This window comes from Sorangiineae bacterium MSr12523 (genome assembly GCA_037157775.1).
Lineage (GTDB): Bacteria > Myxococcota_A > Polyangia > Polyangiales > Polyangiaceae > Pendulispora > Pendulispora brunnea.
The window spans coordinates 7,987,650-8,012,258 of record CP089982.1 but is presented as its reverse complement, the minus strand read 5'-3'; the positions used below and the strand labels follow the sequence as shown (position 1 = coordinate 8,012,258).

Below are 24,609 nucleotides of genomic sequence, written 5' to 3'. Positions count from 1 at the left end.
CCCGAATGCAGGAGCCCGATGGCCGAAGAAAGAAAGCCTAAGATTGATCTGAAGGCGCGACTTGGAAAGGCATCGGCGGGTGCGAATCCCTCTGCCGGCGCTGCGATCCCCGTTCCGGTCCCCGTTTCTCACGAAACCCCCCCGCCGGTGATGCCGCCGCCGCCGATGCCCGGCATCGATGTGGGGGCTTCGACGCCGTTTGCCGTCGATCCGTCGAATCCGCTTGCCGCCGTGGCTGCTCCGTACCGGGCGCCGCAACCCCCTCAGCCCACCCGCATCGAGGTGGACGAGGCGACGGTTCAGCAGGCGCGCACCGGCGCACGCAAACAAGGTCTGTTCATCGCCGGCGCCGCCGCCGTCGTGGCGCTCGTCATTGGCTACGGTGTCGGCAAGGTCGCTGCCAGCAGCGAAAGCCGCTCGAAGAGCCATGAGGATGCGACGCAGCTCGCGGCCGACTTGGGGGACGCGAAGAACAAGCTTCAACAGATGGCCGAAAAGCTCGAGGCGGGGCGCTCCTCGCTCGTGAAAGATCGGCAATTCCCCTCGACGCTCGCGAAGGACCTCGGCGGCATCAACGTCGACTTCGACGGCGGCAAGCTGGCGGGCGTTCGCTTCAGCGCGTTTCCCCAAGACGTCACGGCGCAGCTGCTCGAGTTCGTGACCTCGGTGCAATCGCTCAAGGACCGCAAGCAGGCACTCCTCGGGCTTTTGACGAAGCTCGAGAAGCCGCTCAACGAGCAATTCAAGGCGCCGCCGGGCCAGGTGGTGATCAACCAAGTGGTGGTCATCGACAAGGATCCGGCGAACAACAACTCGGCGATCCTCGCGCAGCTCACCGCGCCGATCACGCTGTCGCAGGGCAGCACGACCTTGCCGGGTGAGTTCAACTTCACCAATCCGCTGACCGACTCGCCGACCAAGCTCGGTGCATACAAGGGCGGCGACGTGTCGCGCAGCCCGGCCGCGGTCTACGTGGTGCCCAAGTCGTTCGAGAAGGTGTGCCGCAGCGAGCTTTCGACGCAGGCCGCGCAGCTCGGCGCCCAGCTTCAGAACGCGATCCGCGACATCAAAGGCGACAAGAGCACCGGTACGATCGAGATGGTGGTCGAGTCCAAGCCCGGCCTCATCGAGCGGGCCGACCAGCTCATCGCCGGCCTCACGACGAAGGTGCAGAAGTAACGAATCCCCACACGAGATCGTGCGCGCTCGCTTCATCGCGGGCAGCGCCGATCCGTGTGTAGCCGCGCGCAAGCAGCGCCGACGCACGCGCCGTGCGCGGGACCGATTCGGTGCGCCGCAAGCTTTGCAGAAGCCGCGCGACCAGGCCCGCGGGCGCCGGTGCCTCGCCGAGGATCACGACGCACGTGCCGGCGGGCATCGACGCCGGATCGGGCAGTGTCGCCGCGATTTGCGACGTGAGATCGAGAAATGCGCTGCCCGCGAGCGGGCCAAGCTCGATGGCCAACACGGGCGCGCCCGGATCATCGCTCCACGCGGCAAGCCCGAACGGGACGCGCGGCGGCGCGGCCGTCGCGTTTGTCGCGTTTGTCGCACCCGCGGGCCGGTGAAGACGAATCGCGCGAGGTGGTTCACGAAAGGGAAGGCGATGTTGCATGCCGATGCGCAGGCAAACTACCGCGAGACCGGTTCCTCAGGGTGAGGTTCCGCCAGCCTTGTCGAAGACGCCGACCTTGTATCGGCCGCTGCCGCTTTCGACCTTGGCTTGGAAGCGGAACATGCCCGATGCCGCGGGGCAGTGCCCGACCATGGCGGTGTTGCCCTCGGCGAAGGTCTGCGTGACGCGCTTGTCGCGGGAGTCCCACAAGTACATCGAAAGTTTTTTCACCTGGCCGGTTTCCCCCGCGCCGATGAACCAATAGCAGTGGCCTGCCTCCAGGGTGGCGAACCAATCCGTTCTGTCGGCGTTGGGGCTGCCCTCGAAGTACTCGTGGGTGCGTACGGCGCCGGGGGCGGCCGACGAGGCCTGCTGCTCGATCAGCTTTTCCATGCTGGCGGGAGGCGGCGGCTTGGCCAACCCGCCGGTGGCATAGATGGCCACCGCGAAGTGCCCATAGCCTTCGCCGACCTTGCCCTGCAGACGATGGGGGCCGGGCTCCTTCGGGCAGTATTCCATGACCGCCGTTGCGGTGCCCGAGCGCTCGCTGTTCTGGCGCTTGCCGTGCGGATCCCAGATGTAGAGCGCGAACTTCTGCACGGAGGTCTCGCCGACGCCGCCGAACACGTAGCAATGCTGGTCATCGAGGTTGACCGTCCATTCTTGCCGGCCGTCCTCCTCGAGCGCGTGCCCTCGCAACGTGTCGCCGGCGCGCTGACCGGCTTTGGAGGACGACGCTGCGCGCGCGGTTTCGTCGGCGCGCCCGTCCAGCCAGGACGGAGGGGTGGCCGACACGGGATGCTCGGCGTGACCGCAGCCGGCCAGTGCGAGGAGGAGAGAACCCGAAGCCAGAAAAGGAAGCGCGGCCCGTACGGCGATGTTGCTCATTTTCAGCGTCTTACGGCCGAGAACGCGTACTCCTTCCTTCTCCTGCTTCGCCGGGCCGGAGCAATCCCGGAAGGCCGTCGAGGCTCTTGGAGTTCTTCTCGACCTTGTAGCGGGTAATGCCCTCGGGCCCTTTTCGGTCGGCCCAGTCGTCGAGTTGCGTGCGCTCCCCCTCGAAATGGTAGAGCGGCACGCCGTAGCCGCACGAGTCGGAAATGCGCTCGACCTGGATGCGGATGATGGCGCGCATGTTCCACCGCTCGGGAAAGGATGGCGCGAGCGTGTCGTATTCGGCATCGCCCGGCTCGAAGGCTTCGCCGCGGCCGTGGAGCCTCACGATTTTCGGCGGCCCCTCGAAGGCACAGAACAAGATGACGATGCGGCCATTCTCGCGCAGATGCGCAACAGTCTCGATGCCGCTGCCCACGAGGTCCTGGTACGCCACCGTTTTCGGGCCGAGGATGCGAAAGCTGTCGAGCCCCTTGGGGGACAGATTCAAAAGGCCGTCGCCCGCGAGTGGCGCCGTGGCCACGAAGTACATTTTCTGCGCCGCGATGAACTGCGACAGCCGCTCGTCGATGCCATCGTAAAGCTTTCCCATGCCCCGGATTGTAGGGCGCTTTCTCACTCAAAAAGGATCAAGAAGGCGCGGCCGCGGCGGGGCGTGCGGCGCCGTCCACGGGAACGATTTCGACCTTCACGACGCGCGTCTTGTCGGCCTCGCGCACGATGAGCTTCAATCCATCGACGGTGAGGGTGGCCCCCACCTCGGGCACGCGCCCCGCGCGGTGGACGATGAGCCCTCCGAGCGATTCGAATTCGCCATCGGCCGGGATGGCGCGCCCCAGACGCGCGGACAGATCCGCCAGGGGAACGGCGGCATCCGCGACCAAGCGTCCCTCGCCCAGCTCTTGGATCTGCACCTCGGTGTCGTACTCGTCGTGAATCTCGCCCACGATTTCTTCGATGATGTCCTCGAGCGTGACCAACCCCGAGGTGCCGCCGAATTCGTCGCTGACGATGGCCATGTGCAGGCGGCGCGCGCGCATCTCGCGCAGCATGCTCAGAATCGACTGCGTCTCCACGACGTAAAGCACCGGCGAGCGGGCGATGTCGGCGAGCCGCGTGGTGTGCACCTTCTTCTCTTTGACGACGGCGAAGAGATCCTTCGCGTAGAGAAGCCCCACCACGTTGTCGAGCGTCTCACGGTAAACCGGGTAGCGCGAGTGGCCGTCGGCGGCGACCAGCGCAAGCACGCGCTCGAGCGACGTGGAGGCCTCGATGGCGGAAATGCGCCGCCGCGGGACCATGATTTCGCGTGCGGTGAGGTCTTTGAACTCGAGCACGTTGCGGATCATCTCCGCCGGCTCGTTGGCGATGGCGCCCGTGCGCTCGCCTTCCATGACGACCCACTGCACCTCCGTCTCGGCGCGGCGGGCATCCATTTCGCTTCGCTTTTCGAAGCGGCTGCCGATGAAGCGCCCGAAGGCGGCCAGCGGATCGGCCAGCGGGAAGACGAGCCACTCGAACGGGCGCAGAAAGCGAAGCGCCAGGGAACCGAGGACCTCCGGGCGACGACGCGCGGCGTTGAGAAGGCCCGCGGTGAGGGTGCCGTAGGTGAGCACCGCACATAGAACCGCGGCCAACGTCTCGAGTGCCGGGGAGGCGCCGATGGTGCCCGTGAAAATGCCTTCGGCCACGCGGCTGTAGAGCACCGCCGCGATGCTGATGGAGATGATGCGGCCGACGAGCCACCGCGACAGGATGCGATGGCGATCCAGCGTGAAACGGCGGAAGGCATCGCCCACGATGCCCTTTTGTTCGGTGAGCGACTGCAGGTGCGCGGCGGGAATGGTCACCAGCGCGCCATCGCCGGCCGCGAACAACGACCCGACGGCCGATGAGACGACCCCCGCGATGATCCAGGTAACGGATTGTCCTGGATTGATCATTCCAGAGCTATCCTACACGAAAACGAACCCACCGCTTACCCGCGTGCCACGGCTCGCCGTGCCGCTCCAGTTCGCTTCTGGTTCCGGGGCTGGATTTTACGCCTCGCCGAGAACGCGCAGGACATTGAGCCGCAGGATTTTGCCGATCACGCGCTCGGGGACCTTGGCCGCGAGCAGCGCTTCGGTAAGTCGAGGCAGCCCCGTCGGGTCTTTGAGCGGGGATGTGGGGACGATGAAGCCATCCCAGTCGCTTCCGAGCGCCGGCACGTCCTCGCCGACGACATCGAGGATGTGCAGCAGATGCTTCACCACCGGCCCGAGTCCATCGCCGCCGACGTAGCGCGGACAGAAGATGACGCCCACGCAGCCGCCCTTGTCGGCGACGGCGCGGAGCTGGTCGTCGCCGATGTTGCGCCAATGCTCGAAGGCGCCGAGGACGCCGGTGTGGCTGACGATGGGCGGGCGGGTGGCCAACTCGCAGGCATCGAGAAAGCCTTGCCGGTTGATGTGCGCGAGGTCGACGAGCACCGACGCGGCCTCGCAGCGTGCGACCAGCTCGCGTCCCCATGGCGTGAGACCCCGTTCGTCGCGGCGTCCGCGCCCGTAGGCGGGAAAACCGGCCTCGTTGGCGCTGAAATGAAGCAGGCCGAGGTAGCGCACGCCCCGCCGGGCAAAGTGGTCGATCCGGTCCAGGTTGCCTTCGAGCGCGTGCGCGCCCTCGATGCCGAGCAACGCGGAGATGCGGCCTTCGCGGTCGCAGGCCAGGATTTCATCGGCGTGCTTCACCAAGCGCAGGGCCCCGGGGCGGCGTTCGATGGCCTCGTGGAGCGCGTCGATCTGCTCGTCGACCGCGCGTCCGAGCCCGGCGCCTTTCTCGCGCAGCGGCAGCGAGACCAGGCCGAAAAACTGGGCCGACATGCCGCCTTCGCGCATGCGCGGGATGTCCACGTGACCGCCGAAGGCCGCCAGCGGCAAGGGCGGCGTGTGGCGCGTGTGAAGGTCGTAACCAAGCCAGCGCGTCCACATGAGGGTGTCGGCGTGAAGGTCCACGGCGGGGTAGGCGGAGTGGACCGCTTTCGCTTCATCAGAGACGGTCATGGCAGGTCGGTGCATGATACTCTGCCATACGCGATGTCCGTTATTGCGAACGACCTCCTCCAGCTCGTCGGAGACACCCCGCTGGTGCGCGTGCGCCATTTGGGCGCAAATTCCCCGCGGGCGGACGTGTGGGCCAAGATGGAGCAGGCGAACCCGGCCGGCTCGGTGAAAGACCGCATTTGCCTGGCCATGGTCGAGGCGGCCGAGGCACAGGGGCTGCTGCGCCCGGGTGGGGTGGTGGTGGAGCCCACGAGCGGCAACACCGGCATCGGGCTCGCGCTCGTGTGCGCCGTCAAAGGCTACCGCTGCATCTTGACCATGCCGGCGAGCATGAGCCTGGAGAGGAGGCAGCTGCTGCAGGCCTATGGGGTGCAAATCGTGCTGACGCCCGAGGAGCAGCAGATGGAGGGCGCCATCGCCAAGGCGCGCGAGATTGCCGAGAGCACGCCGGGCGCGTTTTTGCCGCAGCAGTTCGACAATCCCGCGAACCCCGCGGTGCACGGGCGGACGACGGCGCGCGAGATCGTGGAGGCCATGGAGGGGCTTCGCATCGACGCGTTCGTGGCAGGCGTGGGCACCGGCGGGACGATCACGGGGGTGGGGCGGGTGCTTCGCGAGCAGTTCGGAACGCACGCCGAGGGCGGACCCCTCATCGTGGCGGTGGAACCGGAAGCGTGCGCGACGCTGTCCCGTGGGGAACGCGGCCCGACGAAGATTCAGGGCCTGGCCCCAGGTTTCGTGCCGCGCAACTACGATCCCAGCGTGGTGGACCAAGTGCGGACGGTGGCGGACGCCGATGCGTGGAGCACGAAGACGGATTTGGCCAAGCGTGAAGGTTTGCTCGTGGGCATCAGCTCGGGGGCGACGGTCTTCGCGGCGCTGGATGTCGCGCGGGCGCTCGGGCCCCATAAGAACGTGGTGACCATGCTTTTCGACACAGGCGAGCGCTACTTCAGCCTCGCGGAGTACTTCGCAGCGTCATGACGAAGCCCAGGAACGAAGCGCGCGTGCTGGTCGTGGGCATCGGTGGGCTCGGTGCTCCTTTGTGCCTGGCGCTGGCCAAGGCGGGCGTGGGGACCTTGGGGCTCTTGGACGAGGACCGCGTCGAGCGGACGAATTTGCACCGGCAGATCCTCTTTCGCGATGCGGACGTGGGCAAGCCGAAGATTGCGGCCGCCGAGGCCATGCTGAAGGAGCTTTTTCCGCGGGTGCACATCGAGGCGCACGAGACGCGCCTTCTGCCGCACAACGCAGTCGACCTGGTGTCGCGCTACGACGTCGTGGTGGAGGGAAGCGACAATTTCCCGACCAAGTTTCTCACGGCCGATGCATGCAAGCTCGCCGAGCGGCCCGTCGTTCACGGGGCCGCGGTACGCTGGGTCGGAACTGCACTCGCGGTGAGCGCGAGCGGGGCGCCGTGCTACCGGTGCTTGTTCGAGGACCTGCCGCGCGACAACGTTCCCAACTGCGCGGAGGCGGGCGTCATGGCGCCGGTCGTCGGCCTGGTGGGCGCGTTTCAAGCCGACCTGGCACTCTCGCTCCTCGATGGGCGGGACGTGAGCGGCGAATTGGTCACCGTCGACGGGAAGGCGACCGAAGAGAAGATGGTGCGCCGCCGCCGCATCGGGCGGCGTGCGGGGTGTGTACTTTGCGGCAAAAACGAGATCCGTGAGATCGATCGCGGCCGCTACGTGGCGGACGTTTGCATGGAAGGATGAAAGAAATGGCACAGGAGATCACGATTCGGGTTCCGGCGTCGTTGCGTAACCTCACCGGGGGCAAAGAGGAAGTCACCGCCGTCGGTACGACGATCGGAGAGCTCTTCGACGACCTCGAAACGCGTCACCCCGGCGTCAAAGCGCGTCTGCTCGACGAAAAAGGGATTCGCCGTTTCATCAACGTGTACCTCGGCGAAGAGGACGTGCGCTTCCTCGAGGGGCTCAAGACCGGCGTGAAGGCGGGCGAGGAAGTCAGCATCGTTCCGGCCATCGCGGGCGGTTGAACGGTGGCCGCGCTTCGTTACACGAGGCAAGTGCGGCTTGCGGACGTGGGGCCATCGGGGCAAGCGCGCCTCGGTGGCCTCCGGGCGCACGTCGCCGGCAATGATTTGGCGGCCCGTGTCGAGGCGCTCTATTTGGTTGGGGCGGGCGCTTCGGTGGAGGTGGAGGACGAGGGGATTGCGGCGGCGGCGCGGGGGTTGAATCCGGAAACCAACGTCTCTCTCTCCCCGATCCCGATCCCGCTCCCGAAGACGAGAGAGCCTCGGGAGGGGGAGCGGGATCGGGAGCGGGAAGAGTTGGCGGAAGGACCGGCCGAGGTGGCAGCAGGGGCGAGGCGGGCACTTTTGAAGATGCGGGCGGCGGTGGAGGGAACTTGAGCCGGCGGATTGAATCGGTGGTGGATGCGGTGGGCAATACACCGCTTTTGCGTTTGCGAAACGTGGCGCCGCCTGGGGTGGAGGTCTATGCGAAGTTGGAATTCGCCAACCCCGGCGGGAGCGTGAAAGACCGGCCCGCGCTGCGCATGATGCGCGATGCGCTCGCGGATGGACGGCTCACCAAGGACAAGATTCTCATCGACTCCACGAGTGGGAATACCGGCGTGGCGTATTCCATTTTTGGCGCTGCACTCGGCGTGCGCGTCCACTTGGTGATGCCCTCCAACGTCTCCAAGGCGCGCAAAGACATTGCGGAGGCCTTTGGAACGGAAATCATCTATTCCGACCCGCTGGAGGGCTCCGACGGGGCGATTCGCCTGGTGCGCGAGATCGTCGAGCGGGAAAAAGAGCGGTATTTCTATCCCGACCAATATGCGAACGCCTCGAATCCGCTGGCGCACTACCACGGGACGGGGCGGGAAATTTTGGAGGCGGTGGGCGACCGCATCACGCACTTCGTCGCCGGGTTGGGCACGACCGGCACGATGATGGGCACGACGCGCCGCCTCAAAGAGCACACGCGGCCCATCCGCTGCATCGCGGTGGAGCCCGACGACGCGCTGCATGGCCTGGAGGGACTCAAGCATCTCCCCAGCAGCATCGTGCCGCCCATTTTCGATGCCAAAGTTCCCGACGAGACCCGCCCCTGCTCGACCGAGGCGGGCTGGGACATGTCCGATCGCCTGGCGCGCGAAGAAGGTCTTCACGTGGGGCATTCGTCCGGCGCCAATGTGCACGTGGCGGTGCAGGTCGCGGAGGAGCTCGCGGCCCAAGGCAAAACGGGCTGCGTCGTGGCCATCGTGGCCGATCGCGGCGACCGGTATTTCGCGCCCCTGAAGTGGGAAAAACGTTACATCTGGTAGAGCGGGAAAAACGAGAAACGAGAAAGCGAGCAGCCGAGATGGCGGACGAGACCCCGTGGGTAAACGGCAATTTGGTCATCGATAAAGCGATATTGGACGACGTGTTCGCGCACGCACGCGAGTCGTACGCGCGTGACGAGGAAAGCTGCGGACTGCTCTTTGGCCCCGCCGGCGAACCGCTCGTCGTCGGGCGCGGGCTGCGCATGGAAAATCGAGCCAACAAGTTGCACAAGCTGGATCCCGAGACGTACCCGCGCACGGGCCGCATGTATTTCGATATCGACCCGATGAAGTTCGAGCGCGCGGTGCGCGAGGGCAAGACGCAAGGGGTACCGGCGAAGGTGCTCTACCATTCGCACCTCGACGTGGGCGCCTACTTCTCCGAGACGGATGCGCAGGCGGCCACCATGGGTGGCGATAGCCCGACGTACGACTTGGCCTACCTGGTCACGAGTGTCCGCAACGGAGAGATCGACGACGCGAAGCTCTTCATCTGGGATCCGGCATCGAAGACGTTCGTGGCTTCCACGTACACGGTCAGGGGGTGAACCCCCGGCGCGCCCCGTCCCTTGTCGTTGCATCGGCCCTGCTGCTCGGCATGGGCGTGGGGACGACTACGGCGCGCGCGGATCTTCGGGAGGTGGCGGCGCGGGCACGCCTGGAGTGGCGCAACGCCGGTGCCGTTCTGGTGGACACGTCGCCGCGGTTTCTCTTCGAGGGGGACACCGTCACGATTCGCATCCCGCCCACCCCCGGATCGGCGCGGTGCACGACCATTGGCTTCATCGGCGCCCGCGGCGTGAGCTTTCACGCGCAAATCGCCCAGGGCAAAGGCGACTCGGGCGATGACCTCATTGGCAAATCGGCCAGCATGGCCGGCCTGCTCGAGCTGGTGCGCTGTTCGGGCGCTCCGGTCGAGCGTGTGATCCTCACGGGCGATGCGGGGCGCGGTGCGGTGGAGGTCGTGGTCGCGCGATCGAAGGCGCCGCTTCCGTCGCTGCGCACCGTGTTTCCGGAGCGCACGGGCGGCGTGCTTCCGCCGACGCAGGAGCCGGGCACCTTTCCGCCGCTTCCGCCGATTGGAAAGCGGGTCGACGTGGCCGAAGCGCGCGCCCGTGCCGATGGCGGCACGGTGGAAAAGCGCACCGGGTGGGAGTCCGCCGACGACGGCAGCGGCGTCGGTGAGATGGAGCTCGAGGCGGGCTGCCACCGGATCGAGCTATTCGCCGCGGAGCCTCCGACCTCGCCGCGCACGACCTCCGGCTCCGAGCGGAGGGGCGGGCGTCGCTTCCGCTTCGACCTCGACGCCGAATTGCGCGATGGTGACGACGATAGGCTTTTGGCCCGCGATCGCACGGACACGGCCGACGCGCGCCTCGATGCGTGCGTGGGCGGCCCCACCTCGGGCAACGTCGTCTTCGTGGGCGCCGGTCCGCGTGCGACCATCGTGGGCATGCACGCGACATGGCCCATCCCCGAGGGATTGCCGCGGATCTGGGGCCCCGACGCGCGCGCGAAAATGGCGGCCGCGCTGCTCGCGCGCCGGCTCTCGCCGAAGGATCGCGCGCCCGTGCTCGTGGTGCAAGGCGCCTCGGGGGTCACGCCGGTGCCCGTCGAGCTGGAGGCGGGTGCCTGCTACGTCGCCGTGGTCGCGGTGGCCTTCGGCAATGCGCGCGGCGTCGGGCTTCGCGCGATCATTGGCGGCAACGAGTCGGCGGACGAACGAGGCCACAACGACAACTCCGGGGTGGTTGCATTCTGCACGCACGAGCGCACGCGCGGCCGGCTCGAGGTGGAGGCACGCGGCATCCGCATGGCGTGGGGCCTCGCACTTTACCGCGTGGAGAGCGGCGCATGGGAGCTACCGCGATGACCGTGCTTCGCATTCTCTTTTTGCTGTGCGCGTTCAGCCTTTTCGCGTGCGCATCGGGCTCGCAAGCCGCGGCACCGAGGCGGGCGACGACGCCGCCGGGGGCGCCGCGCATCGTGCTGGGGGAGCTCGATGCGCGCATCATCTTGGGCGATCTTCCCGCGCGCGCGGTGCGGTTGGGCGCCGGGCCGCTGGCCATGCTCAGCGCGGGCGAGCAGGTCGAGGGCGAACGCATCGGCGGCTTCTTCGAGGCACCGGAGAACGCGTGCCTGCTCGCCTACGCGCGCGGCTCGACGACCATCGACGATCTCGACATCGTGGCCTTCGCCGAGGAGGGCAACCCCATCGCCGCCGACCAGGCGCCCGATGCGCACCCCACGATCATGGTCTGCCCGCCGCACCCGGAGCGGATGTACATCGCGGCGCACGTGGCCAATGGAGAAGGGCTCGTGGGCATCGCGGCGCATATCGTTCCGGTGGCGCGCGCCGGGGAAATCTCGCGGGCATTCGCGGCGCGCGGAAGCCATGGCGACGGAACGCGCGCCGCGGAAGCGTGGCCAGGCCTGGACGATCGGCTGCGCGCCCACCGGCAGGCCATCGGCGGAACGTGGGAAGACTTTCGCCGGGTGGCGGTGCGCGTGGATGCGCGCGCGCCGGCCAACGTCGCCTTTCCGATGGAGGCCAATCAATGCATCGACGTCCTCGTGCTCCCGGACGAAGACGTGGCCCTCGTCGAGGTGGAGGCGCTCGACGATGCCGGCCGCGTGGTGGCCCGTGCCCACGAGGGCCTGAAGGAACCGAGCTTCGTTTTGTGCTCGCCCATCGCGTTCGAAGGCGTGCTCACCCTGCGGCCGCACGTGGGAACGGGCCTCGCGGCCATCGTGTTGGGCCGCACGCGGGGCGATGGCGGGCGTGAGTTCGCCGGGCGGGCCTCGGCAGTGTGGACCGCCTCGCCGCTGCCGCTGGATGCGGCCCGCGCCGCGCGCAATGCCGAGTTGGCGCGCGGAGGGTACGGCGCACCGTCCTCGGTGAAAAATGGCCAGCTGGTGCTGGGTCGGCGGGTGACCCTGCCGCTCGACCTTCCCGGCGGGGCTTCGGGCTGTGCGCGGGTGGACGTCGTCGGAGGCGCACCCCTCGCGCTGATCGATGCGAACATCTGGGACACGAACGGCGTGCTTCTCGCGAGCGGGGAAGGCACCGGCGGGGCGGCGCTCTTCGTGTGCGGCCGCGCGAAAGCCCAGATCGAGCTGGAGACGCGCGGCCGTCCGGGGCCATTCACCGTGATGGTGCGGCCCGAGCGGTGGCAACATGCGCTGTTTGCCACGAAGCCTTTGGCGGCGACCCGGATGCTTGCGCGCGCGGCCACGGGGGAGAACCTGATGCACGAAGGGTTCGCCACGTCCGTGAAGCAGGTGACGCTCGACCCCGCGAAGCGGACCGTGTACGCGGTCACTGCCGGTGCGGGGCAATGTTTGCGGGTGGCCGTTGGCATCGAAGGCGAGGGCGCCGGGGTGGAGCTTCGCCTTTTCGACGGCGGGACCTCCGAGGAGCTCGATCGCGCGGCCGGTGAGAAGGGGGCTTCCGCGCGAGCCTGCGCCAGCGCCGCCACGCCGCGATCGCTTCGCGTGGAGATCCGCGGGACCGCGGGGAAACCGGACGCGATCATCGGCGAGCGGCTGAAATAAAGGCGATCGTCTTGACGGGAACGCGTCATCGGCCATAATGCATCCCGTCGTGTCGCGCTGCCATCACACCGTCCACCATCATCACCACCACCATCGGTGCCGTGGTGCGCTTCGGTTGGACGGGTCAGCGCACCCCGGTACGAGTCGCAAGCTCCGGTTCTAGTTTCCGGAGAGCGCGAACCTCGAAAGACCTGTCGAAGCCGGCCCCTCCCGCAGGTGTGGCCCTCGAAACGTGGTTTTTCTGGAGGATTCGTGATGCTGAAGATTGCACTACCGAACAAGGGACGTCTCGTCGAAGACATCCGCGACGTCTTGCGCGATGCCGGATTGAAGGTGCGCGCGGGCAATGAGCGCGCGTTGGTCGCCTCCATGGGCGACGAGTTTTCCGCGCTGTTCGTCCGGGCCCAGGACATTCCCGAGTTCGTCGCCGATGGTGCGGCCGACGCGGGCATCACCGGTTGGGACTGCGTCGGCGAATCGGGGCGCGAGCTCGACTCGTTGGTCGACCTCAAGATCGGGCGCTGCCGCCTCGTCGTGGCCTTGCACCCGCGTCCGGGTGGGCCGTCGACGCTCGACGAAATTCCCGACGGCGCGCGCGTGGCCACCTCGTTCCCGCGTCTCGCGGAGCGCTTCTTTCGCGAGCGGCAGCGCACCGTTCAATTGGTTCCCGTGAGCGGCGCCGCCGAGGTCGCACCGCACCTCGGCATTGCCGACGCGATCGTCGATCTCGTGTCCACCGGCAGCACCCTGCGCGTGAACGGGCTGCTCGAGGCAGGCACCGTGCTCGAGTCGTCGGCCCGCCTGATTGCGCGCCCGCGCGCGGAGTTGTCCGAGGAAGTGGCCGCCGCCCTGGACGATCTCGCGCTGGCGCTCTCCAGCGTCGTTCGTGCGCGCGAGCAGCGTTACCTCATGGCCAACGTACCGCGTGACCGCCTCGACAGCGTGCGCGACGTGCTCCCGGGCATCTCGGGGCCGACCATCATCGAGGTGCGCGGTGGCAACGCGGACTTCGTCGCCGTGCACGCCGTCGTGCCGGAAAATCAAGTGTACCGTATCGTGTCGCGGCTGAAGGGACTCGGCTGCCAAGGCATCCTCGTCACACGCATCGAGAGGCTCGTACCATGAGCAATCCGCTTACCGTTCGATTCACCGGCCCACTGAGATCTCTCCCCGCGGCCGCACGCCGCGAAATCGTCGAGCGCGCCCGCGCCCAGGAGGACGTCGCCGTCACCAAGGTGGTGGGCCAGATCCTCGCCCGCGTCAAAAACGAGGGCGATGCCGCGCTCGTGGCCCTCGCGCGCGAGCTCGATCGGGCCGATCTGACGAAGCTCGAGGTGCCCCGCGAGGCGCTGGAGGAAGCGCGCGACGGACTCGATCCCGACGTGCGCCGTGCGCTCGAGCGAACGCGGGCCAACCTTGAAACCGTGCATGGTGCATTCATTCCGCGGGTCATCGAAATCGAGAGCGAGCCGGGCATCCTCGTGGGCCGCCGTCCCGATCCGCTGGCCGCCGTCGGGGTGTACGCACCGGGTGGACGCGCCGCATACCCGAGCAGCGTGCTCATGGGCGTGGTTCCCGCGCGCGTGGCCGGCGTTCCCGAGATTGTCGTCTGCTCGCCGCCGGGTAAAAATGGCCTTCCGTCGCAAGTGGTGCTGGCGGCGGCTGCCATTGGCGGAGCGACCCGCGTGTTTGCCATCGGCGGCGCGCAAGCGATTGCCGCGCTGGCCTTCGGGACCGAAACGGTGCCGCGCGTGGACCGCATCGTGGGCCCGGGCAACGCGTACGTCGCGGAAGCCAAGCGGCAGATCGCGGGCAACGTCGGCATCGACGCGCCGGCGGGCCCGAGCGAGATTCTGGTCATTGGCGACGACACCGCGAACCCCGAGCATGTCGCCCGCGAGCTCGCGGCGCAGGCCGAGCACGATCCCGAGGCGAGCTGCGTCGCCCTCGTCGTCGGCGACGGGCTTGCGGCGCAGGTGACGGAGGCGCTCACCCGCGTCGTGGTCGATCGCGGCGAGGTGGTCTCGGCCTCCCTGGGGTCGCGCGGTGCGGTGCTCTCCATCGAGTCGCTCGAGGAGGCGTGGCCCTTCGCGGCGGATTACGCGGCCGAGCACTTGATGCTCTTGGTTCGAGAGCCCCAGGCCGCACTGGCGAAAGTCCGCCACGCGGGCACGGTATTTCTCGGCGATGGATCCTCGGTGGCTTTTGGCGACTACATGACCGGCGCCAACCACGTGCTTCCCACCGCGGGCGCCGGGCGCAGCTTCTCGGGGCTTTCCACCCTGGATTTCGTGCGCTTCACCACGTACCAAACCGTCACCCGCGAGGCGGCCGCACGCATGGCCGGTGACGTGGCCGTTCTCGCCGAGGCCGAGGGCCTGCGCAACCACGCGGCCGCCGCTGCAGCTTTTGGAGGCGCCAAATGAGCCGCCCGTATTCCGAGGTCGTGCGGCCGGGCATCGCCGCGATGAAGCTCTACTCGTCGAACCGTGAGCCCTGCGCGATCGACCTGTCCGACAACACGAACCAGCGTGGCGCCCCGCCGAGTGCGCGCACCTTGGTGCCCGAGGCGAACATCGAGCTTTTCGCGCGTTACCCGAATCACTACGCGGCCGACTTGAAGCGCGCCATTTCCGCGCACCTCGGCGTGGGCACGGACGAAATTGTCACCGGTTGCGGAAGCGACGACGTTCTCGATTCGGCCATCCGCGCCTTCGCCCAGCCGGGCGGCGCCATCGCGTACCCGGATCCCACCTTCGTCATGATTCCTTACTGTGGCCAGGTGAACGATCTCGCGCTGCGGCCGGTACCGCTTCTGGGCCCCGAGCGCGGGTGGGACGTGGACGCCGACGCCCTGCTCGCGCAACGCGCGTGCATCACCTACGTGTGCTCCCCGAACAACCCGACGGGCACACGCGCATCGGCGGAGGCCATCGAACGCATCGTGGCCGAGGCCGAGGGGGTCGTGCTCCTCGACGAGGCATACATCGAATATTGCGGCGGTTCGTTCGTGCGGCGCGCCAAAGATGCGGGGCGGCTTCTGGTCATTCGCACCTTCTCCAAGGCCTTTGGCCTGGCCGGTGCGCGCGTGGGGTATGCGATCGGTGCGCCCGAGTTGGTCGCCGCCGTGGAGGTTTCGCGCGGGCCCTACAAAGTCACCCAGCTCGCGGAGCGGGTCACGGTGTCGGCGCTCGAGAATGACGCGGCCTGGGTCGAAGGCGGCATTCGCGAGGTGCTCGATGCGCGCGCCCGCTTCATGCCCTTCCTGGAGCGGCTCGGCCTGAAGCCCATTCCATCCGACGCCAACTTCGTCCTGGTTCCGGTGAAAGACGCGGCCGCCCAGACCAAAGCGCTGCGCGAGCGCGGCGTGGCCGTGCGGCCGTTTCCCAAGCTGCCCGGCTTCGGTGACGCGGTTCGCATTTCGGTCGGACCGTGGGAAATCATGGAGCGTGCGCTCCCGTCGTTCGAGGAGGTGCTGTCGTGCGTGTAACGCTGCTCGATTTGGGCATCGGCAATCTGCATTCGCTGGGCAAGGCTCTCGCCCAGGTCGTTCCCGGGTCGACCGTCTCCGTGGAGACCGATGCCGCACGCGCCCTGCAGACGGATCTTCTCGTTCTGCCCGGCGTCGGCGCCTTCTCGGCCGCGGCCGCGCAGCTCGCCCCCGCACGCGCGAAGGTGCGAGCGGCCATCGACGGCGGGCTTCCGTGCCTCGGTATCTGCATCGGCATGCAGCTCATGTTCGACGCGAGCGACGAAGGGCCCGGGGAAGGGCTCTCCATCTTCGGCGGGCGGGTCACCCGCCTCACCACCGCGCGGGCCCCGCACATGGGCTGGAGCCCCATTCGCCCCGCGGCCAATGCACCCGCGTGGGTTGCCCGTGGCGTGCGCGGCGTGTACTACGCGCACTCGTTTGCGTGCAGGCCCGAGGACCCGAGCGTCGTGCTGGCCACCACGGACCTCGAGGGCGATAGCTTTGCGGCCATCGTCAAAAAAGGGCGCGTGGGCGGCTGCCAGTTCCACCCGGAGAAAAGCTCGTCGGACGGCCTGGCCCTTCTTGGTGCCATCGCGCGGGAGCTCACGTCGTGATCGCGCTACCGGCGGTAGACCTGCGCGAGGGCAAATGCGTTCAACTCGTGGGTGGCGATTACGAACGCGAGCGCGTCCGCATCGACGATCCCTTGTCGCAGGCCCGCGCCTTCCGCGACATGGGCTTCTCCTGGCTCCACGTCGTCGATCTCGATGCTGCCACCGGGCGGGGTGAAAACCTTGGCTGGATCGAGCGGCTCATTCGCGAATCGGGGCTTCGCGTGCAAGTCGGCGGCGGCGTGCGCAACCTCGAGCGCGCGCAGCACCTGTTCGACGTCGGTGCCGAGCGCGTCATCGTGGGGACGCGCGCCATCGAAGACGTCGCCTTCCGTGAAGACGTGGTGAAGGCCTTTCCCGGGCGCGTGCTCATCGCCGCCGATGTGCGCGAGCGCGAGGTGGTCACCCGCGGCTGGGCAGCCCGCACCGGGCTTCGCATCACCGATCTCGCCAAAGAGCTCGATCCGCTGCCCATCGGCGGCATTCTCGTGACGGCCGTGCACCTCGAAGGGGCACTCGGCGGGGCCGACGCGGAGCTTTGCCGCGAGCTCGCACAGGTCACGCGTGCACCGATCTTCGCATCGGGCGGCGTCACCACCTTGGACGATCTCGCACGCATCCGCGCCGCCGGCGGCGCGGGCGCGGTCATCGGCATGGCCCTGTACACGGGCACCTTGGACGGGCACGCCGTGGCCCGGGAGTACGGCCAGTGAAACGCATCGTTCGCGAGAGCAAAGAAACGCAAATCGAGATCCGCATCGGCCTTGCCCGCGGAAAAGCGCTGAGCGGCGGCGTCTCGGTGTCCACCACGCTGCCGTTCTATGACCATATGCTGTCCACCCTCGCGCGCTACGCGGGCCTCGAGCTCACCTTGCGGGCCAAGGGCGATCTGCGGCACCACATCATGGAGGACGTGGCGCTGGCACTGGGCCACGCCGTGCGCAGCATCGCGCCCAAGAGCGCCACGCGCTACGGCGAAAAGACGATTCCGATGGACGATGCACTGGTGCAGTCGGTCATCGACGTCGGCGGTCGTGCCTTCTTCGTGGGCAAGCTGCCGAGCCGATTGTACACGCACGTGCTGCGCTCCTTCGCCGATGCGCTGCAGGCGACGCTGCACGTGCGCGTGCTGCGCGGCAAGGACAAGCACCACATCATCGAGGCCGGTTTCAAGGCCACCGGGCTCGCGCTGCGCCAGGCGCTGAGCGAAACGGAGGGCGGTATTTTCAGCACCAAAGGGCAGGTTCTTCTGACCGAGGAAGACATCGTGGACGTTGCAGGAGGTGATTCGTGAGCGCAAAACTGAGGCGCGTGGTCGTCTGTCTGGACGTCGACGCCGGAAGGGTCAAAAAAGGAGTGCGCTTCGAAAGCCTGCGCGACGTAGGGTGCCCCGTCGAACTGGCGGCGCGTTACGAAGCCGAGGGCGCCGATGAAATCGTGCTGCTCGACGTTTCGGCCACCGTCGAGGGGCGGGCCACCTTGTTCGACGTCGTGCGCCGCACGGCGGAGCGGCTCTTCATCCCGCTCACCATGGGCGGCGGTGTCCGCACGGTGGAGGACTTCGAGCGCGCGCTTCGTGCGGGCGCGGACAAAGTCGGTATCAACTCGGCGGCGGTGGCTGATCCCGAGCTGATCACGCGCGCCTCGGAGCGATTTGGCGCCCAATGTGTCGTGTTGAGCATCGATGCGAGGAAGAACGACGCGTTTCCCTCGGGCTACAATGTCGTTACCCACGGCGGCCGCAAGCCAACGGATCTCGATGCCATTGCCTGGGCCAAGCGCGGTGTGGAGCTCGGGGCAGGGGAGATCCTGCTCACCTCGATCGATCGCGACGGCGTTCGCTCCGGGTACGATCTCGATCTCACGCGCGCCGTGGTGCAGGCGGTGACCGTGCCCGTGGTGGCCTCGGGCGGCGCGGGAAGCGCAGAGCACGTGGCCAGTGCGCTCGCCAACGCGGGGGCCGACGCGGCGCTCGTCGCGGGCATTTTGCACGATGGGCAGACGACCGTGGGGGCCATCAAGAGCGTCGTCCGCGACGCGGGAATCGAGGTGCGCGCATGACGTTCGATCCGGAGAAGCTCGACTTCGACAAAGGCGGCGGGTTGGTCACCGTGGTCGCGCAAGACGCGGCGGATGGCGCGGTGCTCATGGTGGCCTTCGCCGATCGCGAGGCGGTTTCGCGCACCGTGGAAACGGGGTATCTGCACTTCTTCTCGCGCAAGCGCGGGCTCTGGAAGAAGGGCGAGACGAGCGGCAACACGCTTCGCGTCGTGGAGTTGCTCTCGGACTGCGACGCCGATGCCATCGTCGCGCGCGTGGAGCCCGCCGGGCCTGCGTGCCACACGGGATCGACCACGTGCTTCGGCGAGCCCGACGCCGATGCGGTGCGCACGCTCGAGCGCGTCATCGCACAACGTGCCGCGGAGCCGGAAAAGGCGGAGGGCAAGCCCTCGTACACGCGCCGCTTGCTCGGCGATCGCAATCTCCGCCTGAAAAAACTGGGCGAGGAGACCAGCGAGCTCGTGGTGGCACTGGCCGATGGCAACAAGGCCGGTGCGACCGAAGAAGCCGCGGACGTCGTGTACCACCTGATGGTCGCGCTCCACGCGGCGGGCGTCGGCTGGAACGACGTTCTCGGGGTGCTGCGCAAGCGCGCGCGTTAAGACTTCGCGATGGCGCTGAGGGCCCCGTCGGCGGTTGCGATGTCGACGGAGCCCACGCACACGGCGGGGCCGCGGCGTGGGATGAGCACGACGCGGCAACGTCCTTGCGAGCCGGGGACGAGGCTCGAGAAGAGAAGGTCCAGCCCCACGCCCGCGGCGATGATGACGAGCCCCACGAGAAAGAGCGACGGCGAGGCGGCGCGCACGCCGTCGATCATCGTGGAGACACCGATGTACGTGCCCAAGGCCAACGCGAGCAGCCCGGCATAGAAGCCCACGCGCGGGTAGCGCACGTCGCGCACCGCACGAACGAGGCCTTCGCGGCCGATGATCGTGGACTTCTCGCGCAGGGTGCGCCCCAGCATTTCGACGCGCGAATCGACGCGCACGCTCTCGGGCGAGAGCACGATCTCGGCCGGGCACCGGTAGGCAAGGGCGAGGCGCGCGAGAAGGCGTGTGCCGTGAATGAGAAACAAGATGCCCGACAGCGCCAGCGCCGTCGTGGCCACCAAGCCGTGCGGCGCCGGCACGAGCTCGCCCCGGAGGCGCGCAGGCGTCCCGTCCGTGGGAACCATCGGCACGGTGTCGCTCGATGCAGGCGACAGCATGCGAAGCAGTGCCGGATCGTGCAGCTCCTGCCCCAGCGACACCACCAGCCGCGCCGCCGTCTCGGACTTGGAAAAGGCGAGCGCCACGCACCCCACCAACGCTTCGCCCCGCCCAAGCTCGGGCAGCCGGTAGGCATCGACGCGCCGCACGCGATCGGCGATGGCGGTCCAGATGGTGCCCGCTACCTCTTCCCCGAGCGCGCGATCGAGCAGTGGGGTCGCGTCGAACGGCGTGTTCGTGGCCAGCCACAAAATGTCGTCTGCGAGGCGGTTGTCCGATTCGACATCGCGCCCGCCGCCCTGCAGCTCCTCGGCGATGGCATGGGCAAAGAGCGCGCATGCGAGGGCGCGCTCGTCGTCGTTCTCCGGGCCGCGTTGGAGCACGTCGGAGGCGTTCCCGAACGGCGTCTTCGCCGCGTTCGGGTCGAGCTCGGTCCGATCGGTTGCGGCATCCGACTCGAAGCTCGCGCGGCGTTCCGAGGCCATGCCGCGCGTAATCCTCTGCGTTCGCGCTACCAGATCCTCGAGGTGGCCATGCTGGCCAAGCGCCTCGAAGGCCCGAAGGAGCGCGTCTGAATCACCTCGCATAAGCGTCGTGTAGCCTACTGCGCCCCGCAATTGAAGCGTGGAAATCCCTACCGGAAACTCGCTGTCTGGCTATGCGGCCGCGGTGCGGTTGCCTTCGGCCTCGGCATCCGCCTCACCCGAGGGCGCGGGTGCCACATCGCTGACGGCTCGGCGGAAGATCATCGCAGGGCCGGAGGCGCGCTCGCGCTCGGCGTCGACGATTTCGACCAGCTCGCTCCGCGTGCAAATGTCAGTCTCCAAGAGCGCGCGCATGTAGCCATCGACGTATCCGTGCGCACGGGCGAGGCGAGAATTGGTCTCACCCGCCGCCTTCGCGGTGAAGATATCGCGAAGCATCGTGCGAAGCTCACCCAGGATCTCGGTTTTGTTGCGCATGGAATGGGCTTACCCATGCTCCTTGGCGCGGGCCAAGTTTAAGGTGCGACCCACGCCACGTCGCCCACGATGCCGCGGACGTTAGGGTCGAGCTGGCGCCAGAAGTTGACGATCCCCTTTCCGGCGAAGCTCGGGAAGAAGCCCGCGAAGCGGCCCGGCTGTGCGACCGCCATCACCGTCCAGGTGTGTCCGCCCGCTTCGAGCGGCGTGCCCGTGGCCACGCGAAGCACGCCCGCGGTGGCATCTTGGTAGGTCACCTGGATGCGCGTGCCGTCGATGCGAAGAAAAGAATCGTCGCCCACGGCATGCCGGCCATCCACGAAACGCGGGGCGCCCACCCCGAGGCCGAAGCCATCGTCGACGACTTCGGCTTGGGCCGTATCTCCGCCCGGTGCACGGCGCACGTATCGAAGCGATTCACGAAGCGCGTCGGCGTAGCTCACGTGCCAGTCGCCGTCCGCCGTGATGACCAAGGAGGCGCCGACCCCGGGGTTGCCGCCTTCATCCAGAACCGACGTAGCCCACACGCCCGATGCCTTCGATAGGCCGATCAGTCGCGCGTGAATGCGATCGTAGGCCACGATGCCCAAGCCGTTTGGGCCTGCGGCGATGCGCAGGTAATTGCCAATGGCATTCGGGTACGTCGCGGCAGGCCCGGCGGGGACGTTGTCCTCCACGGCGATGTCCTCGAAGGTCCAATCGGCCGCGCTGCGCGGGCTCGCGGCGGTGGCTTTTGCCAGCACGATTCTCGAGCGTGCGCTCTCGTTGGCCGGAAACACCACGACGGGTTTGCCCTCCGCCAGGATCATCTTCGCGTAGCGGCCCACGTCGGCGCCGGGGGTTGCGCGCAGCGTGTACGCGGACCAGTCTTCACCGTCCAGAAGCGCAAACTTCAGCGCGCGGTGGGTTGCATCGTAATACGCGACCATCGGGTGGTCGTTCGCATCCAGGGCGAGGCTGGTCCAGAGTCCGACGTTGTCGCCCGATTCCGTCTCGCCGTTGCGCCAGCCGCTTCGCTCCGCAGGAGGGCACGAGCCATCCGTGCGCGCCGGAACGCCGTCCACGGTTTGCCATGCGACGCGCCCTTTCGCCGCGTCGTAGCGGCCCACCACGAGATCACCGTACACGTGGTCGAGGCTCTCGCTGTAGATGCCGTCGTTGTAGCCGGCCACCCAAAGGGTGCCATCCTTGGCGGTGGCCACCGAGGTGTACGCGCCCACCTGGCCCATGGGCAGCGCCGGCTCGCAGGGGCTCTTGCAGTCCTGCCCGCAGCCCACCGTGTCGCGCGCGCCCTCGCCGTCGTCGCTGCCGCCGCACGAGCAGCCTTGGTGGGTCATGGCGGCGACGGCCACGGCGCCGAGCCCCCAGCGCCGGCGGTACCTTCGAGCCGCCAGCACGGCGATGAGCATGCCCAGCGCCCACGCCGCGGACGTTCCGCGGGCATCGCCCGCCGTGGAGCACCCGCCGCCTCCGCCACTGCCTGCGCTCCGCTCGATGGGGGCGCTGCGGCCGACGTTGCCTTCCTCGTCACGAACCTCCACGACCGTGGCATCGCGCAAATCGAGCTTTGCCAATTTTGCGAGGGGCATCCACGTGCTGAACGTGCCGCCCTTTTCATAGCGCGCCACGAGCGCGTCGTCCTCGCTCACGAAGTCCCATGCCTGGACGCCGTTTCGCGCGAGCTCGACTCGGGGCGCGAGCGTGTCGATGACGAAGGGCACCCCGGCGGGCGTAGGATCCTCCGACTCGGGCTGCCCCACGTAGCGCGACCACACCCGCAGCGTGTGCTTGCCCTGAAAGACCAGATCGTCCGACTCCACCGTGACGTCCGTTTCCCGCGACCACGCGCTGCGGGTGCCCCGATCGATGGACCAACTGTATTCCACCGCCGACATCGCTCGCGGCGACGACAGGGCGACGCGCAAGGTCGGGCGCTTTTCTCGGCTCAGGGACGTGAGGCCCATGGCCTCCGGATGCACCGTTCGCTCGACGAGGTGAGCTTCCGTTTCCGCCACGGCGTTGCTCACGCCGGGCACGGCAAGCTGCGCGAAGATGCCCACGAAGTCATCGCCCGATTTGGAGAGCTTGCGAATCCCGCCCTCGGGCACGGTCACCGCCAGGCCGAACGAATCGACCATCGACGAGAGATCGATGGGCCCGATCGTTCCCGCCAATTGGTTCACGAACCCGCCCAGCACGGGCGCCAGCGACGCCGCGATTCCAGCGGGATCGTCGGTCAGCAGATCGGCATTCGACACCTTGGCGTTCGCGAGGCGCACATCGCCGAGTACCGGCAAAAGCCCAGTCTTCACGTCTTTGGCCATCTGCAGGTTGACCGGAATCGTCAGGTCCGCCGTCAACGTGAAGACGCGCACGAACCGGTCGAGGCTCCAGATGTACATGTCCACGTCGAGCTCGCGCAGCTCGATGGCCACGAGCGGATCGGTTTTGACATTCGTCCCCCCGCCCACCTTCACCGCGGGCGGATGCCGCGGGCGCGTGGTCAGTGCCAGCGGCACGGACTTCTTCTCGACGGCAAGCCTCTGGAGCGACGGCACGAGCAAGCTCAAAAGCCCGCTCTGGAGCTGCTGCACCTGTTCGGTGGACACGCCCAGGCACAGAAGCCCGCTGTTGTAAGCACCGCCAAAGGCATATTCGAGAAAACGCCCCGCCACGGCCAGTTGTAGGTGATTTCCCGGGAGGTCCTGCCGCAATTCATCCGGCGCCGCGATGCCCGCGGGCACCGGGATATCCACTTTGGGGACGCAGGACGATACCGGCGCCGCGATGGCGCCCCCGAGGAGCGGCAGGGTGAAACCATTGGGCGTATGCCCGGGATACGGATTGTCGTCGGGAGGAAAATTGGGCGTCACATCCACCGCGCCGCCCGCGGCAAACACGATATCGAGCCCGCCTCGGGTTCCCGGCGACATGCTGGCCAATGCACCGGCGAGGTTCACCCGCAGCTCCGTGCCTAGCCACGGCGGCGCCTGCGAAGCCAAGACTCGTTTGAGCTGATCTTTCACGCCGCCGATGAGGGAACCGAACGCCTGATCTTTGGCGTAATCGAACACGGCATTGCACAGCTCCGTCGCCACGCCGCAATCCTTGCAAACCGCCACGTCGCCTTTGGTGATGCCGACGTCCACCACGGCGCGATTCCAATCGAGCTTCGTGTACCCCGCGCGTGGCCCATTGGTTTCGGCCACCCAGGGAATGGCCATTTCGAATGGGAATTCTCGGTAATCGAAATTGGGCGTATCTCCATTGCAACCGCCCGCGCCCAATCCCACGCCGAAGGTGCCCAGGCTGGGCCCGTCGTTTTCGATGCGCACGGGCAAATGACGCAGCCTCACCGGGATGGTGCCGGTCGCGCGCACCACGTCGGGTGCCCAGGCGTCGAGGTGCAACTTCGCTTGTCCGATGTTGACCTCGCCGAGGCACTCCGGCGGGTCCACATCGCGGCGCGGGCCCTTGGGGCAAATGTGAATCGTGTAATCGATGTCCGGAAGCGGCCACGGAAGGTCGATCGAGCCGCTCGTGTCCGCCCGCGGGATCTCGATGGCAAAGACGCCATTTCCTGGGCTCACGATTCTGCGAAGCATGGTCGGCGCGCCGCCGGCGAGCACGTCGAGCCCGGGACGCGTCAGGCGCATCGCCCCGGCGTTCAGAACCACGGACTCGCGCGGGAAGCCGCCCGGAATGGGCTCCCCGCAGCCACTACAGCCTCCACCCCCCGCGCACGAGGCAATGGCCAACGCCGACAAAATGCCAAAGGCACGCCGCCACCCCATGCGCGGCATTGTAGCAGCGGAGGGTTTAGGGGTTAGGGTTTAGGGTTAGGGACAGAAAATCAGGGGACGAGCACGACCGTCTCTTCCCTAACC

At 67.7% G+C, this 24,609-nt stretch carries 24 protein-coding genes and 1 pseudogene; 16 read left to right on the top strand and 9 right to left on the bottom strand.

Annotated features, from left to right (window positions below; genetic code table 11):
• Positions 1-147 precede the first annotated feature (147 nt).
• Complete coding sequence (locus LZC95_31470; protein WXA90962.1) at positions 148-1,179, top strand: hypothetical protein; 1,032 nt, start codon at positions 148-150, stop codon at positions 1,177-1,179.
• Here the strand turns inward: LZC95_31470 and LZC95_31465 are convergent.
• From LZC95_31465 to LZC95_31445, 5 genes are all read right to left on the bottom strand, one after another.
• A complete protein-coding gene (locus LZC95_31465) occupies positions 1,157-1,615 on the bottom strand; it encodes a hypothetical protein (protein WXA90961.1) in 459 nt (152 codons plus the stop codon). The genes LZC95_31470 and LZC95_31465 overlap by 23 nt on opposite strands.
• A gap of 36 nt (positions 1,616-1,651) precedes the next feature.
• On the bottom strand, positions 1,652-2,503 hold the full coding sequence (locus LZC95_31460) for a hypothetical protein (protein WXA90960.1): 852 nt from the start codon (positions 2,501-2,503) through the stop codon (positions 1,652-1,654).
• 10 nt (positions 2,504-2,513) lie between these two features.
• Entirely contained in the window at positions 2,514-3,101 is a 588-nt protein-coding gene (locus LZC95_31455) for a pyridoxamine 5'-phosphate oxidase family protein (protein WXA90959.1), read from the bottom strand.
• Positions 3,102-3,138: 37 nt separating this feature from the next.
• Positions 3,139-4,452 carry a hemolysin family protein gene (locus LZC95_31450; protein ID WXA90958.1) on the bottom strand — a complete coding sequence of 438 codons (1,314 nt, stop codon included), beginning with the start codon at positions 4,450-4,452 and terminating at the stop codon, positions 3,139-3,141.
• A 96-nt stretch (positions 4,453-4,548) separates the two neighbouring features.
• Entirely contained in the window at positions 4,549-5,550 is a 1,002-nt protein-coding gene (locus tag LZC95_31445) for a dipeptidase (GenBank protein ID WXA90957.1), read from the bottom strand.
• Positions 5,551-5,583: 33 nt separating this feature from the next.
• On the opposite strand from LZC95_31445, the gene cysK reads away from it, so the two are divergent.
• From cysK to LZC95_31430, 3 genes are read left to right on the top strand one after another with little or no spacing between them, the layout of a single operon-like run.
• Positions 5,584-6,534 (top strand): cysteine synthase A, encoded by a 951-nt coding sequence (cysK, locus tag LZC95_31440; protein ID WXA90956.1) that lies wholly within the window; start codon positions 5,584-5,586, stop codon positions 6,532-6,534.
• Positions 6,531-7,268, top strand: coding sequence for a HesA/MoeB/ThiF family protein (locus LZC95_31435; GenBank protein ID WXA90955.1), 738 nt, complete (start codon positions 6,531-6,533; stop codon positions 7,266-7,268). Before cysK ends, LZC95_31435 begins: the two co-directional genes overlap by 4 nt.
• 5 nt (positions 7,269-7,273) lie before the next feature.
• The gene (locus LZC95_31430; GenBank protein WXA90954.1) at positions 7,274-7,552 is read left to right on the top strand and encodes a MoaD/ThiS family protein; all 279 of its coding nucleotides are present in this window, start codon (positions 7,274-7,276) and stop codon (positions 7,550-7,552) included.
• A gap of 133 nt (positions 7,553-7,685) precedes the next feature.
• Here the strand turns inward: LZC95_31430 and LZC95_31425 are convergent.
• Positions 7,686-7,871: pseudogene (locus tag LZC95_31425) on the bottom strand (general secretion pathway protein GspE).
• A gap of 52 nt (positions 7,872-7,923) precedes the next feature.
• Between LZC95_31425 and LZC95_31420 the strand changes: the two are divergent.
• From LZC95_31420 to hisIE, 12 genes are all read left to right on the top strand, one after another.
• Positions 7,924-8,850: a cysteine synthase family protein gene (locus LZC95_31420; protein ID WXA90953.1), complete on the top strand. Its 927-nt coding sequence runs from the start codon at positions 7,924-7,926 to the stop codon at positions 8,848-8,850.
• A gap of 38 nt (positions 8,851-8,888) precedes the next feature.
• Positions 8,889-9,398: a Mov34/MPN/PAD-1 family protein gene (locus LZC95_31415; protein WXA90952.1), complete on the top strand. Its 510-nt coding sequence runs from the start codon at positions 8,889-8,891 to the stop codon at positions 9,396-9,398.
• Positions 9,395-10,723, top strand: a complete 1,329-nt coding sequence (locus LZC95_31410; GenBank protein ID WXA90951.1) for a hypothetical protein — start codon at positions 9,395-9,397, stop codon at positions 10,721-10,723. Before LZC95_31415 ends, LZC95_31410 begins: the two co-directional genes overlap by 4 nt.
• Positions 10,705-12,405, top strand: a complete 1,701-nt coding sequence (locus tag LZC95_31405; GenBank protein ID WXA90950.1) for a hypothetical protein — start codon at positions 10,705-10,707, stop codon at positions 12,403-12,405. The genes LZC95_31410 and LZC95_31405 overlap by 19 nt, the downstream gene beginning before the upstream one ends.
• Before the next feature lie 255 nt (positions 12,406-12,660).
• Complete coding sequence (gene hisG, locus LZC95_31400) at positions 12,661-13,530, top strand: ATP phosphoribosyltransferase (protein ID WXA90949.1); 870 nt, start codon at positions 12,661-12,663, stop codon at positions 13,528-13,530.
• Positions 13,527-14,831 carry a histidinol dehydrogenase gene (hisD, locus tag LZC95_31395; protein WXA90948.1) on the top strand — a complete coding sequence of 435 codons (1,305 nt, stop codon included), beginning with the start codon at positions 13,527-13,529 and terminating at the stop codon, positions 14,829-14,831. The genes hisG and hisD overlap by 4 nt, the downstream gene beginning before the upstream one ends.
• Positions 14,828-15,895, top strand: a complete 1,068-nt coding sequence (locus tag LZC95_31390; protein WXA90947.1) for a histidinol-phosphate aminotransferase family protein — start codon at positions 14,828-14,830, stop codon at positions 15,893-15,895. Before hisD ends, LZC95_31390 begins: the two co-directional genes overlap by 4 nt.
• On the top strand, positions 15,886-16,491 hold the full coding sequence (hisH, locus tag LZC95_31385) for an imidazole glycerol phosphate synthase subunit HisH (protein WXA90946.1): 606 nt from the start codon (positions 15,886-15,888) through the stop codon (positions 16,489-16,491). Before LZC95_31390 ends, hisH begins: the two co-directional genes overlap by 10 nt.
• Complete coding sequence (gene hisA / locus LZC95_31380; GenBank protein ID WXA90945.1) at positions 16,488-17,201, top strand: 1-(5-phosphoribosyl)-5-[(5-phosphoribosylamino)methylideneamino]imidazole-4-carboxamide isomerase; 714 nt, start codon at positions 16,488-16,490, stop codon at positions 17,199-17,201. The genes hisH and hisA overlap by 4 nt, the downstream gene beginning before the upstream one ends.
• Positions 17,198-17,782 (top strand): imidazoleglycerol-phosphate dehydratase, encoded by a 585-nt coding sequence (locus LZC95_31375; protein WXA90944.1) that lies wholly within the window; start codon positions 17,198-17,200, stop codon positions 17,780-17,782. Before hisA ends, LZC95_31375 begins: the two co-directional genes overlap by 4 nt.
• Positions 17,779-18,549 carry an imidazole glycerol phosphate synthase subunit HisF gene (gene hisF / locus LZC95_31370; GenBank protein ID WXA90943.1) on the top strand — a complete coding sequence of 257 codons (771 nt, stop codon included), beginning with the start codon at positions 17,779-17,781 and terminating at the stop codon, positions 18,547-18,549. Before LZC95_31375 ends, hisF begins: the two co-directional genes overlap by 4 nt.
• Entirely contained in the window at positions 18,546-19,151 is a 606-nt protein-coding gene (gene hisIE / locus LZC95_31365; protein ID WXA90942.1) for a bifunctional phosphoribosyl-AMP cyclohydrolase/phosphoribosyl-ATP diphosphatase HisIE, read from the top strand. The genes hisF and hisIE overlap by 4 nt, the downstream gene beginning before the upstream one ends.
• On the opposite strand, the gene LZC95_31360 is transcribed toward hisIE, so the two are convergent.
• The 3 genes from LZC95_31360 to LZC95_31350 form a co-directional block, all read right to left on the bottom strand.
• Positions 19,148-20,347, bottom strand: a complete 1,200-nt coding sequence (locus LZC95_31360; GenBank protein ID WXA90941.1) for a hypothetical protein — start codon at positions 20,345-20,347, stop codon at positions 19,148-19,150. The genes hisIE and LZC95_31360 overlap by 4 nt on opposite strands.
• A gap of 69 nt (positions 20,348-20,416) precedes the next feature.
• Positions 20,417-20,722, bottom strand: coding sequence for a hypothetical protein (locus tag LZC95_31355; GenBank protein ID WXA90940.1), 306 nt, complete (start codon positions 20,720-20,722; stop codon positions 20,417-20,419).
• Between the two features lie 38 nt (positions 20,723-20,760).
• Complete coding sequence (locus tag LZC95_31350; GenBank protein ID WXA90939.1) at positions 20,761-24,516, bottom strand: hypothetical protein; 3,756 nt, start codon at positions 24,514-24,516, stop codon at positions 20,761-20,763.
• Positions 24,517-24,609 lie beyond the last annotated feature (93 nt).

Coding starts and splice junctions, on each gene's coding strand:
- LZC95_31350 (WXA90939.1), bottom strand. CDS start 24,516: ATGGGGTGGCGGCGTGCCTTTGGCATTTTGTCGGCGTTGGCCATTGCC.
- hisIE (WXA90942.1), top strand. CDS start 18,546: ATGACGTTCGATCCGGAGAAGCTCGACTTCGACAAAGGCGGCGGGTTG.
- cysK (WXA90956.1), top strand. CDS start 5,584: ATGTCCGTTATTGCGAACGACCTCCTCCAGCTCGTCGGAGACACCCCG.
- LZC95_31445 (WXA90957.1), bottom strand. CDS start 5,550: ATGACCGTCTCTGATGAAGCGAAAGCGGTCCACTCCGCCTACCCCGCC.
- hisG (WXA90949.1), top strand. CDS start 12,661: ATGCTGAAGATTGCACTACCGAACAAGGGACGTCTCGTCGAAGACATC.
- LZC95_31455 (WXA90959.1), bottom strand. CDS start 3,101: ATGGGAAAGCTTTACGATGGCATCGACGAGCGGCTGTCGCAGTTCATC.
- LZC95_31430 (WXA90954.1), top strand. CDS start 7,274: ATGGCACAGGAGATCACGATTCGGGTTCCGGCGTCGTTGCGTAACCTC.
- LZC95_31450 (WXA90958.1), bottom strand. CDS start 4,452: ATGATCAATCCAGGACAATCCGTTACCTGGATCATCGCGGGGGTCGTC.
- hisD (WXA90948.1), top strand. CDS start 13,527: ATGAGCAATCCGCTTACCGTTCGATTCACCGGCCCACTGAGATCTCTC.
- LZC95_31415 (WXA90952.1), top strand. CDS start 8,889: ATGGCGGACGAGACCCCGTGGGTAAACGGCAATTTGGTCATCGATAAA.
- LZC95_31360 (WXA90941.1), bottom strand. CDS start 20,347: ATGCGAGGTGATTCAGACGCGCTCCTTCGGGCCTTCGAGGCGCTTGGC.
- LZC95_31465 (WXA90961.1), bottom strand. CDS start 1,615: ATGCAACATCGCCTTCCCTTTCGTGAACCACCTCGCGCGATTCGTCTT.
- LZC95_31355 (WXA90940.1), bottom strand. CDS start 20,722: ATGCGCAACAAAACCGAGATCCTGGGTGAGCTTCGCACGATGCTTCGC.
- LZC95_31435 (WXA90955.1), top strand. CDS start 6,531: ATGACGAAGCCCAGGAACGAAGCGCGCGTGCTGGTCGTGGGCATCGGT.
- LZC95_31390 (WXA90947.1), top strand. CDS start 14,828: ATGAGCCGCCCGTATTCCGAGGTCGTGCGGCCGGGCATCGCCGCGATG.
- LZC95_31460 (WXA90960.1), bottom strand. CDS start 2,503: ATGAGCAACATCGCCGTACGGGCCGCGCTTCCTTTTCTGGCTTCGGGT.
- LZC95_31405 (WXA90950.1), top strand. CDS start 10,705: ATGGGAGCTACCGCGATGACCGTGCTTCGCATTCTCTTTTTGCTGTGC.